General features: G+C 57.2%; 9 protein-coding genes. 7 read left to right on the top strand and 2 right to left on the bottom strand.

The genetic code is table 11. The annotated features are described in order from the left end of the window. The first annotated feature begins 84 nt into the window (after positions 1 to 84). From ACR0BI_RS09565 to ACR0BI_RS09540, 6 genes are all read left to right on the top strand, one after another. Positions 85 to 2,391 (top strand): Tex family protein, encoded by a 2,307-nt coding sequence (locus ACR0BI_RS09565; protein ID WP_480562238.1) that lies wholly within the window; start codon positions 85 to 87, stop codon positions 2,389 to 2,391. 209 nt (positions 2,392 to 2,600) lie between these two features. Then, on the top strand, positions 2,601 to 4,181 hold the full coding sequence (locus ACR0BI_RS09560; RefSeq protein WP_170663475.1) for an ABC transporter substrate-binding protein: 1,581 nt from the start codon (positions 2,601 to 2,603) through the stop codon (positions 4,179 to 4,181). Between the two features lie 149 nt (positions 4,182 to 4,330). Next, positions 4,331 to 5,896 (top strand): ABC transporter substrate-binding protein, encoded by a 1,566-nt coding sequence (locus ACR0BI_RS09555; protein ID WP_170393895.1) that lies wholly within the window; start codon positions 4,331 to 4,333, stop codon positions 5,894 to 5,896. Positions 5,897 to 5,984: 88 nt separating this feature from the next. Next, positions 5,985 to 6,962, top strand: coding sequence for an ABC transporter permease (locus tag ACR0BI_RS09550; RefSeq protein WP_480562239.1), 978 nt, complete (start codon positions 5,985 to 5,987; stop codon positions 6,960 to 6,962). After that, a complete protein-coding gene (locus ACR0BI_RS09545; RefSeq protein WP_170393891.1) occupies positions 6,959 to 7,909 on the top strand; it encodes an ABC transporter permease in 951 nt (316 codons plus the stop codon). Before ACR0BI_RS09550 ends, ACR0BI_RS09545 begins: the two co-directional genes overlap by 4 nt. 4 nt (positions 7,910 to 7,913) lie before the next feature. Further along, positions 7,914 to 9,626 carry an ABC transporter ATP-binding protein gene (locus ACR0BI_RS09540; RefSeq protein WP_480562240.1) on the top strand — a complete coding sequence of 571 codons (1,713 nt, stop codon included), beginning with the start codon at positions 7,914 to 7,916 and terminating at the stop codon, positions 9,624 to 9,626. A 31-nt stretch (positions 9,627 to 9,657) separates the two neighbouring features. On the opposite strand, the gene ACR0BI_RS09535 is transcribed toward ACR0BI_RS09540, so the two are convergent. Further along, positions 9,658 to 10,395, bottom strand: a complete 738-nt coding sequence (locus tag ACR0BI_RS09535; RefSeq protein WP_480562241.1) for a creatininase family protein — start codon at positions 10,393 to 10,395, stop codon at positions 9,658 to 9,660. A 45-nt stretch (positions 10,396 to 10,440) separates the two neighbouring features. Continuing rightward, entirely contained in the window at positions 10,441 to 11,211 is a 771-nt protein-coding gene (locus tag ACR0BI_RS09530) for a transporter substrate-binding domain-containing protein (RefSeq protein WP_170393886.1), read from the bottom strand. Positions 11,212 to 11,331: 120 nt separating this feature from the next. Here ACR0BI_RS09530 and ACR0BI_RS09525 point away from each other — a divergent pair, with 120 nt between their 5' ends. After that, positions 11,332 to 12,072 (top strand): amino acid ABC transporter ATP-binding protein, encoded by a 741-nt coding sequence (locus tag ACR0BI_RS09525; RefSeq protein WP_170407352.1) that lies wholly within the window; start codon positions 11,332 to 11,334, stop codon positions 12,070 to 12,072. Positions 12,073 to 12,080: the final 8 nt, after the last annotated feature.

Below are 12,080 nucleotides of genomic sequence, written 5' to 3'. Positions count from 1 at the left end.
AGGTGCTTTTCGTAGCGCAGCCTCTTCCCCTTGTGCGTGCCGGTGGCTAAGACGATCTTCCAACCGCAAGTCAGGAGGCCCCTTTTGGACCGTATCACCCGCACCATCGCCACCGAGATTAACGCCCGCGCGGAACAGGTTGGGGCCGCGGTCAGGTTGTTGGATGAAGGTGCGACCGTGCCCTTTGTCGCCCGTTATCGTAAGGAAGTGACCGGCGGGCTGGATGATACCCAATTGCGCACCCTTTCCGACCGACTGAATTATCTGCGTGAGCTTGAGGCCCGTCGCGAGGCTATTCTGTCCTCGATCAAGGATCAGGGGAAACTGACGGACGATCTGGTGAAATCGATTGCCCAAGCCGAAACCAAGGCGCAGTTGGAAGACATTTATCTGCCGTACAAGCCCAAACGCCGGACCAAGGCGATGATTGCCCGCGAGAATGGTCTGGAGCCGCTGGCCGATGCGATCCTGTCCGACCGTGCGGCGGAACCAGAAGGTCTGGCTGAGGGGTATCTGAATGAGGCTGTCCCCACGACCAAAGACGCGCTGAATGGTGCACGGGACATCATCACAGAGCGGCTTACCGAAAACGCTGCTTTGCTGGGAGAGCTCCGAAACTTCATGCAACGTGAGGCGTTGCTGAGCGCAAAGGTCGTCGAGGGCAAGGAACAGGAAGGTGCCAAGTTCAGCGATTACTTTGATCATTCCGAGCTTTGGTCGAAAACCCCGTCGCATCGAGCGCTGGCGTTGTTGCGCGCCTCGAAGGAAGGGATCGTAACGCTCGACATTGCTCCAGAACCCGAAGCGGGAGCCGCGCGGGCCGAGGCCATGGTTGCGGCTCATCTGAACACGCGCGGTGATACTCCTGGTGACAAGTGGCTACGCAAGGTCGCGGGCTGGACATGGCGGGTCAAGCTATCGCTTTCGATGATGGTCGAGCTGATGGCCGACCTGCGCAGCCGCGCACAAGACGAGGCAATTCAAGTGTTTTCGCGCAACCTAAAGGATCTGCTATTCGCTGCTCCGGCGGGGGCACGTCCGACGCTTGGGTTGGATCCCGGCATTCGCACCGGGGTTAAAGCCACCGTGGTGGATGCAACCGGCAAGGTGGTTGCAACGGATACGCTACATCCGTTTCAGCCCAAGAATGATCTGCGTGGTGCACAAGCGGCAATCCTGAACCTTATCGCTACACATAAAATCGAGCTTATTGCCATCGGCAACGGCACAGCCAGCCGCGAGACTGAGCGTTTGGTGGCCGATACGCTGTCGCTTCTGCCCAAGACCGTCAAAGCGCCCACCAAGGTCGTCGTTTCCGAGGCTGGAGCCTCGGTCTACTCGGCATCCGAGCTTGCCGCGCGCGAATTTCCCGACCTCGACGTCTCGCTACGTGGAGCGGTCTCGATTGCCCGCCGGCTGCAGGATCCCTTGGCTGAACTGGTCAAGATAGAACCCAAGAGCATCGGCGTCGGTCAGTATCAGCACGATGTGGATCAGCACCGCTTGTCACAGTCACTGGAGTCGGTGATCGAAGATGTGGTGAACGCTGTGGGCGTGGATCTGAATACAGCTTCAGCCCCCTTGCTTTCGCACGTCTCGGGTCTGGGACCGGGATTGGCCGAGGCGATCGTCACGCACCGAGATATTCATGGTGCCTTTGCGTCTCGCAAGGATTTGCTAAAGGTGGCCCGTCTTGGTCCACGCGCCTTCGAGCAGTGTGCAGGTTTCCTGCGAATTCGCGACGGTTCAGAGCCTCTGGACGCCTCCTCGGTTCACCCCGAGGCTTACGATGTCGCCCGTCGGGTAGTGGCAGCATGTGGGCGCGACATTCGCCAAATCATGGGGCATGAAGGCGCGCTGAAAGACCTGCGCGCCGAGCAGTTTGTGAGTGACACCTTCGGCTTGCCAACGGTTCGCGACATTTTCACCGAATTGGAGAAGCCCGGCCGAGACCCGCGACCCAGTTTCAAAACGGCGTCGTTTGCGGACGGGGTTGAGGAAATCACGGACCTGAAGCCCGGCATGGTGCTGGAGGGTACCGTCACCAACGTCGCCGCCTTCGGCGCGTTTGTCGACATTGGCGTGCATCAGGACGGGTTGGTTCATGTCAGCCAACTGGCCGATCGGTTCGTGAAGGACCCGCATGAGGTGGTCAAAACCGGGCAAGTTGTCAAAGTGACGGTGGTCGAAGTCGACGTTCCACGTAAGCGCATTGGGCTGTCCATGCGCAAGGACGGTGGCGCTTCGGCACGCGAGGGCAATGCACTCCGTGGCAAGGGCAAACCGGCACGAACACCCAAGCCAGGGGAAAAGCGGCGCAGCCATGGGGGTCAGAGCACCCAGAACGGGGCCTTTGGTGACGCTCTTAGAGACGCCTTCAATAAACGTTAGGCGGCAACCCTGTCATAGGGCTGAATACGAGGCGTGTTTCTGCATGACCTACATTCACCTAAGCCCCGGCAGACAGAAAGAAAAGCAGGGCACTAACATTCGGGTGTTGCAACTCGGACCATGATCTGGATGATGCTGGCCCATGATGGCCGATAAATTCGGTCAACCGTATGAAAATGCGGCCACAACAAAAACTGGGGAGACGACTTATGTCATTCAAAACTCTGATGCTTGCCGCCAGTGCGACGGCGATGATCGCGGCGGGCGCTTCGGCGGAGACGCTGCGATGGGCCCGTGCAGGTGATGCGCTGACGCTGGACCCGCATGCGCAAAACGAAGGCCCGACCTCGGCCATGGCGCATCAGATCATGGAAACGCTGGTGATGCGTGATCACTCAGGCGCACTGGTTCCATCGCTGGCGACCGAATGGGCACCATCGGAAGAAAATCCGAATGTCTGGGTGTTCAAACTGCGCGAGGGCGTTACCTTCCACGACGGTGCCGAGTTCGACAGCGAGGATGTCGTGTTTTCGCTGAACCGCGCGATGACGCCGGATTCGGATTACAAAGAACTGCTGGCGTCTGTGAAAGAGGTGCGTGCGCCCGACAAGTTCACGATCGAGATCGAAACTGACGGCCCGAACCCGATCATGCCCAACAACCTGACTAACATGTTCATGATGGACAAAGGTTGGGCCGAGGCAAACAACGCTGTCAAGGTTCAGGACTATGAGGGCGGCGAAGACACGTTTGCGGCCAAGAACGCCAATGGCACAGGTCCCTACAAGCTGGTCAGCCGCGAGCCCGACGTGAAAACCGTCCTGGCCGCCTATGACGGCTATTGGGGCAAGGATGAGTTCCCGCTGCAGGTAACCGAGATCATCTATACCCCGATCCAGAACGCCGCGACCCGTGTTGCCGCGCTGCTGTCGGGTGAGGTTGATTTCATTCAGGACGTGCCCGTACAGGACCTCGAGCGTGTAGCCGGAACCGATGGTCTGGACGTACGCACCGCGCCGCAGAACCGGGTGATTTTCTTTGGCATGAACATGGGCGATGCTGATCTGACCTCGGACAATGTGGATGGTAAGAACCCGCTGGCTGATGTCCGCGTTCGACAGGCGATGTCAAAGGCGATCAATCGTGATGCGATCAAACAGGTCGTGATGCGTGGTCAGTCTGCTCCTGCTGGTATGATCTCACCTCCGTTTGTGAATGGTTGGGATGCAGATATGGATGCGTCCTCGTCAACCGATATCGAAGGGGCCAAGGCGTTGATGGCCGAAGCAGGCTATCCTGATGGATTCTCGCTGACCCTGAACTGCCCGAATGACCGCTACATCAATGATGAGGCGATCTGTCAGGCAGCGGTTGGAATGCTGGCCCAGATCGGCGTCACAGTTAACTTGGACGCCAAACCGAAAGCCCAGCACTTCCCGTTGATCAACAACCTAGAAACAGATTTCTACATGCTGGGCTGGGGTGTTCCGACTTATGACTCGGAGTACATCTTCAACTTCCTCGTCCATTCGAAGGGCGAAAAGTACGGCTCGTGGAATGGCACACGCTACTCCAACCCGGATCTGGATTCCAAAATCGTGGCCCTTGCCTCTGAAACTGATCTGCCCGCACGTGATCAGCAGATCGGTGATATCTGGCAGGTTGTTCAGGACGAACAGCTTTATATCCCGATCCACCATCAGGTGCTGAACTGGGGCATGAAATCGGGCGTGGGCACCATCGTCGAGCCGGAAGATTCACCGAAGATCAAGTACTTTGAGATGAACTAAACTATCCTTTGTGATGGTATGCAGGGCGCGGAAACGCGCCCTGTTCTTGTTTGCGCCGTCGGTAACGGACATGTGATCTCGGCGCAGGAACGGCTTTACGTGGCAGCGAAAAAGCTGGATTGTTTCAGCGCTAACAGGGAGATTTCGCCATGATCCTCAGAAACAGTGCAATCGGCCTGACCATGTTGCTTGCAAGCGCCGCACAGGCGGCCGAATTTAAGTGGGCCTCGACCACCGATCCGCAGACGATGGACCCTCACGCGGTCAACTCGGCCCCAGTTCTCGGGTTCCTGAACAACGTCTACGAAGGGCTGGTCCGCCGCGGAAAGGATATGAGCGTTGAGCCCGCGTTGGCTGTCAGTTGGGAGCCGATCGGCGACGGCGAAGGATGGCGGTTCAATCTGCGTCAGGGCGTGACCTTTCACGACGGAAGCAGCTTTGACGCGCAAGATGTGCTGTTCAGCTACCAACGCGCCTCGGGTGAGGCGGCGGACACGCGCAGTTGGTTCGCTCCTGTCAGTGACGTCATTGTAGTTGATGACTACACCGTTGATATCATGACCACAGCACCTAACCCGCTGTTTCCGTCATCGATTGCCAACTGGATGATCATGGATCAAGACTGGACTGAGGCCAACGACGCCGTGGTCCCCGACAAAGAAACCGGAAACTACGCCACCATCAACGCCAACGGCACCGGCGCGTTCAAGGTGACCGAGCGCGAGCCGGGTCTTAAGACCGTGTTGGAACCTTATGAAGGCTGGTGGGGGGATGTTGAACACAACATCACCCGTGCAGAATTTAATCCGATCCAAAATCCTGCCACGGCCGTAGCGGCGCTTCTATCGGGCGATGTGGACATGATCAACCCGGTCCCCATTCAGGACGTCGCACGGCTGCAGCAGAACGCAGAAGTCGATGTCATCCAGGGCATTGAAGCGCGTGTGATCATGCTGGGCTTCGACCACGAGGCTGACACGCTGAAATACACAGACGATGCGGGCAAACCCAACCCGTTCCGTGACGCGCGCGTGCGGCAGGCAGTTGCGCAAGCGGTGAATGTCGACGCCATTCTGGCCACGATCATGCGCGGAAATGCCGAGCCCGCATCGCAGCTCGTCAGCCCAGCCATGAGCGGGTTCTCCGAAGCCAACGCCGGACGCCCCGCGTTTGATGTGGAATCGGCAAAGGCGCTGCTGGCCGAGGCCGGATATGCAGATGGTTTCTCATTTGGCCTGAAATGCCCCAATGACCGCTACCTTAATGACGAGGCCGTCTGTCAGGCCGTCGTTGGTATGCTGGCTCAGATCGGGATCACCGCCGAGCTGGACGCGATGCCAGTGCGGAACTATTGGCCGGAACTGCGCGAAGATAATTACGACATGTACCTGCTGGGCTGGAGCCCCGGTACGTTCGACGCCGAGCATCCGGTCCGGTTCCTTGTCGCAACCCCGAACGAAGAGAAAAAGCTGGGTAGCTGGAACTTCGGCGGCTTCTCGAATGCACGTGTCGATGAGCTGTTGCCGATGATCCAGTCAGAACTGGATGAGGCCAAGCGTCAGGCGATGCTGGACGAGGTTACTCAAATCTATCAGGACGAACACGTTTATGTGCCGATGTATGTCCAGCCGCTGGTTTGGGGCACGCGCAGCAATGTAGAGGTCACGCAGCGTCCGGACAACTTCTTCCTGCTGCGTTGGGTGAATGTGAATTGATCGGCGGCAACGTCGCGTTGAGTTGACAGCACTCTCTTGACCATCTGGTCAAGGTCGGCCTAGAGAGACCGATCTACGAGGGAAACATATGTTCGCATATATCGTCAGACGGATGTTCCAGTCCGTCATAGTGCTGTTGGTCGTGGGGTTGGTCGCCTTTTCGATGTTCCGATTTGTCGGCGACCCGATCGACAACATGCTGGGGCAAGAGCGCACGCAGGCCGACATTGACCGCCTACGGACCGAGCTTGGGTTGGACCAACCCTTTGTGGTGCAATACGCCAAGTTCCTGCAAGGCGCCGTTCAGGGCAATTTCGGTGTGTCTTATCGCCAGGGGCGACCGGTCTCGACCATCCTGGTGGAACGCGCTCCGGCGACGTTGGAATTGGCCTTTGTATCCGGCTTTCTTGCGATCACGATGGGCATTGCCCTCGGTGTCTTTACTGCAATCCGACGACAAGGGATCGCTGCCAATGTGATCATGACTGTTTCCTTGATCGGGGTTTCGCTGCCGACGTTCCTCATAGGTATCCTGCTGATCTATGTTTTCTCGGTTGAACTTGACCTACTGCCCAGTTTCGGGAGGGGCGAGACCGTTATGATTGGCAGTTGGTCCACCGGGTTTCTGACGACCTCGGGGCTCAAGGCGTTGATATTGCCTGCAATCACGCTGGGCCTCTATCAAATGACACTGATCATGCGGCTTGTCCGGTCCGAGATGCTGGAGGTTCTGCGCGCTGACTATGTCCGCTTTGCCCGCGCCCGAGGGCTGTCGGACCGGGTGATCAATTTCCACCACGCGCTGAAGAACACTCTTGTGCCGGTGATCACCATCACGGGCCTGCAGCTGGGGTCGATCATCGCTTTTGCCATCATCACCGAAACGGTGTTTCAATGGCCGGGCGTGGGACTGCTGTTCATCAACGCGATCCAGTTCGTGGATATCCCCGTTATGGCTGCCTATCTGATGCTGATCTCGGTGATGTTCGTGACAATCAACCTGATTGTCGACCTTCTGTACTATGCCATTGACCCGCGCCTGCGTGTCGACGCGAGGGCCACATGACCGAAACGATGGAAACCCCGAAAGTCGCGCCTAAATCGCGCACGGCCAAGTTCTGGGATAGCGATTTCGCTTGGTCGTTCCGGCACTCTCCCGTAGCCATGATCGCATCTTTGGTCGTGGTCATTCTGGTGCTGGCGGCGATCTTTGCCCCGCTGATCGCGCCATATAACCCGTTCGATCCAGCAACACTGAACCTGATGAACGGGTTCACACCGCCAGGTACGCCCAATGCGTTCACGCAAGAGACCTTTTTGCTAGGCACGGATGACCAAGGGCGCGATGTGTTCTCGACCATCCTCTACGGGTTGCGCATTTCATTGTTCGTAGGTGCCTCTGCTGTGCTTCTTGCCTTGATCATCGGCGTGATCCTCGGTCTGATCGCTGCGTATTTCGGAGGTTGGATCGAGACGCTGATCATGCGTATCGCAGACGTGCAGCTGACGTTCCCGGCCATTCTGGTCGCAATGCTGATCTTTGGGATCGCCAAAGGGATCACTCCGCCGGAATACCGCGATGAGATGGCAATCTATGTTCTCATCATCGCGATTGCGTTGTCGGACTGGGTGCAGTTCGCACGCGTCGTCCGTGGTGCTGCTCTGGTTGAGAAAAACAAGGAATATGTACAAGCCGCGCGCCTGATCGGGCGTGGATCGTTCCCGATCATGTTCCGTCACATCCTACCCAATGTCCTCAGCCCTGTTCTTGTTATTGCGACCATCTCGCTGGCGCTGGCGATCATTGCTGAGGCCACATTGAGTTTTCTGGGTGTGGGCGCCCCCCCGACCCAGCCGTCGCTGGGAACACTAATCCGGATCGGGCAAGGTTTCTTGTTCTCGGGCGAATGGTGGATTTTGTTCTTCCCGGCCTGCACGCTTCTGGCCCTCGCCCTGTCGGTCAACTTGTTAGGCGACTGGCTGCGCGACGCGCTGAACCCAAAACTGCGGTGATTTCATGAGCCTTCTGACCATCCAAGACCTCACCGTCGAATTCCCGACCCGCCGCCAGCTGTTTACTGCAGTGGACCACGCCAGCCTTTCTGTCGAACCCGGTGAAATCCACGGACTTGTGGGCGAATCCGGGGCAGGTAAATCCACCATCGGCGCTGCGGTGATGGGCCTTCTGGAACGCCCAGGTCGCATCGCCAGCGGCCAGATTAGGCTGGGCGGCGATAAGATCAGCGGCATCGATGCCGAGGCGATGCGCGGGCTGCGCGGCAAGAAGATCTCGATGATCTTTCAAGACCCGCTTACGTCGCTGAACCCGCTATTTACAGTGCGCGAACAACTGGTCGAGACGATCCAGGCCCATCTGGGTGGATCCGAGGCCGAAGCAAGCAAGCGCGCCCGTGATTTGATCGACCGCGTTGGCATCCCAGACCCGGATACTCGGCTGGATCAGTACCCGCACCAGTTCTCGGGCGGCATGCGGCAACGCGTGGTGATTGCTCTGGCACTTTGCACCGAACCGGATGTGATCATCGCCGATGAACCCACGACAGCTTTGGATGTTTCGGTTCAGGCCCAGATTCTGGACCTGATCAAGGAACTGGCACAAGAGCGTCAGGTGGGTGTCATCCTGATCACCCATGATATGGGCGTGATCGCCGATACAACTGACCGCGTGACCGTGATGTATGCGGGCAAGGTGGTTGAAAGCGGCACCACGGCACAGGTGATGGGCCAGCCGCAACACGAATACACCAAGTCCCTGATCGCCGCCGTACCACGCCCGACGCTGAAACTGCATCGCTTCCCTCAGATCAGCTATGGCGGGCGTGAAACGCGTTTCGCGATCGAGGATATGGCACGCCACTGGCCCAAGGTGAATAACGACGCCAGCAAACCGATCTTTGAAATCCGCGACCTGACCAAGAAATTCCTGCAAAAGCGTGGATTACTGCCTTGGGATCGTACCTACTTCACCGCTGTCGACAACGTCAGCTTTGACATTCGCGCGGGCGAAGTCTTTGGGGTTGTCGGTGAGTCCGGATCGGGCAAGTCCACCGTCGCGCGTATGATCGCAGGGCTTTATCCCGTGGACGGTGGCACCATCACCTTTGACGGGCAACTGGTTAGCGATCTAAGCAATCGTGCGGTGCAAGACGAATACCGCAAGAACATCCAAATGATCTTTCAGGACCCCTACTCGTCTCTCAATCCGCGTATGCGGGTGGATGAAATAGTGGCGGAGCCGATCCGCCATCACCGCCTGATGGAAGGTGCCGACGTCAAGCGCCGCGTGGACGAATTGCTGGATCAAGTGGGTTTGGGGTCAGAGGCCGGGCTGAAATATCCGCATGAGTTCTCGGGCGGTCAGCGCCAGCGTATTTCGATTGCCCGCGCATTGGCGACACAACCCCGGTTCCTGATCTGCGATGAGCCCACAAGCGCGCTCGACGTTTCAATCCAGGCGCAGATTTTGAACATCCTGAAAGACCTGCAAGAGCATCTGGGCCTGACCATGCTGTTCATCAGCCACGACCTACCTGTGGTGCGCCAGATGTGTGACCGAGTTGCGGTCATGAAACAGGGACAAATCGTCGAGGTTCAGGACACCAGCGATCTGTTTGCCAGTCCGAAAACCGAATACGCGCAAGAACTGTTGCGGTTGATGCCGAAACTCGATGACCTGTCGACTGACGGGCTTGGGGTCGAAGCAGAATAGGGCTGCGACACCCGTCGCAGGCGCTCCGTGACTAGAGGCCTTGTTCGAATGCCCGGAACTCGGCAGCGATAGCCGCAGCTGCTATCGCCAGCAGACGCTCGCCATCCTGAGGATTGGCCAAAGCTGAATGCGATCCAACGCGGCCATCCGGGAAGTCCGCGCGATGCTCGTCGGGTGGACCATGGCGATCACCTGCGTGATCCCGGATGTATTCGGCGCTGAGTTTCTGGGGCGGCTCAGCGGCCTGATTGGCAGGCAATGGTCCAAGCAAAGACTGGGTTATGGCAATCTCCGAGGGGGTGGCGTGCATCCCTTCCCAATCTCCATAGAGCTGCTGTCGCAGAACATTCACTGCGTTCGGCTCCCACCAGCTACGGATCAGCAATTGACCACCGGCAATTTCGCTTTCGATCTGCCGAAGAGGCGCCAAATTGGCCCCGTGCCCATTCACTATGAACACTCCAACGAATCCTTGCTCCAAGAGCCCCCGGATCACCTCATCTGCGATGGTGCGAAAGGTTTCGGCTGAAATAGACACCGTTCCGGGAAATCCCGTGTTAAAAGGCGCTGGCGTGTAGGCCAGCGCCGGAGCGACGATACCCTCGCATTGCCTGGCAGCAGCGAGCGCGACAGCCTCGGCGCAAATCGTGTCGGTGCCAATGCGACCCATCGGGCCGTGCTGCTCGGTCGATCCAACCGGCAACAACACGGCCGTACCGGCATTGATACGAGTGTCAACCTCGTACCATGTCATGTGCTCAAGTTTCATGACTTTGAAGACTCTCGCAGGCGCTCCAGTTACTAGGGCCTCTGATCAGAGACCCCAGCGTTCCCGGTTTTCGTCAAAGAAGCCTTGGGCTTTTTTCACTTCAATCCAGTTGTTCACATAGTTGATCCAGACCTGATCACTTTGCGGCAATAGCATCGCGATGGGAGAAGGAGAACGCGGCCCGGCATTCTTGACGCGGACGACCGGGAACTTTGCTTCAAGGGTCGATCCCTCGATATTCGAGGTTATGAACACATCTGCACGACCGGCCAAGACCTCCTGAAAACCACGTGCAGGAGCTTCGACCACTTTGATATCCGCATCGGGGAACCATTCGCGCACGCGCTTTTCAAAGGTGGTGCCCAGGGTAGTAGCAACCTTCACGTCCGGCTTGTTGATCGAGTCGTAGCCATCAAATTTGTCGGCCTTTTCCTTGGTTGTGTAGGGAAACAACTCAACCGCGATGTAACTGTCGGAAAACCCTGCAACTTTCATGCGCGGAGGTGAGATAGAAGCCGAACCGGTGATGTGGTACTTCCCCGCTACCACACCATTGACCAATGTTTTCCAGTCGGTGGGCACATATTCGACCTCAACACCCAGATCAGCGGCCAGCGCGTTCATGATGTCGATATCATAGCCTTTATAGCTGTTAGTCGCCGGGTCGCGCAGTGACATCGGATTCCAGTCACCGGTTGTCCCCACTTTCAGCACGCCGTCATCCAAAATTTCATTCAGAGCCGACTGTGCTTGCGCAGCGCCGCTGATCACAAGACCGAGCGCAGCCGCAGCCGCGACTTTAACAAAACGTTTCATGTGGTTCTCCCGTTGGTGGCGTTAGTCTTTTATCACGACATTGCTTCTTGATTTAAGCGTAAAGAAAAAGATAACCTCAAGCAACTAATTAACTCATAGTAATCACAAGTGGGCCAGCAGATGCCAAACGCAGCGATCGAGCTTGTCGACGTAGACAAGTGGTTTGGCACATTTCACGTGCTCAAGAACATCAACCTGACAGTAAACAGTGGTGAAAAGGTTGTGATCTGCGGCCCATCCGGATCGGGTAAATCAACGGTCGTAAGATGCATCAATCAGCTTGAGAAACATCAAAAGGGCACCATCCGCATCGATGGGGTCGAACTGAACGATGATGCCAAATCTGCAGCCACCATCCGGTCAGAAGTTGGCATGGTGTTCCAGCAATTCAATCTGTTCCCGCATCTAACAGTGCTGGAAAACCTGACCCTTGGTCCGATCAAGGCCCGCGGGTTGAGCCGAAAAGAAGCCGAAGACAAAGCGCGCCACTACCTTGAGCGTGTTCATATACCCGATCAGGCCGACAAGCGCCCGATACAGCTTTCAGGTGGACAGCAGCAGCGAGTGGCAATTGCCCGTTCGCTTTGCATGGAGCCCCGGGTCCTTTTGTTCGACGAACCCACCTCGGCGCTCGACCCTGAGATGATCTCCGAGGTGCTCGACGTGATGGTCGAACTTGCCGAGGAAGGCATGACCATGGTTGTGGTAACCCATGAGATGGGATTTGCCCGAAAAGTGGCCGACAACATGGTGTTCATGGATGCAGGCGAGATTGTCGAACAAGGTAAGCCCGAGCATTTCTTCACCAATCCAAAGTCTGAGCGGTGTCAGAAATTCCTGAGCCAAATTCTGCAGCATTGAGTTGGGTC

It is taken from the genome of Ruegeria sp. E5 (assembly GCF_056534105.1).
Note: the sequence above shows the minus strand (reverse complement) of the source record. Positions and strands in the feature narration are given on the sequence as shown.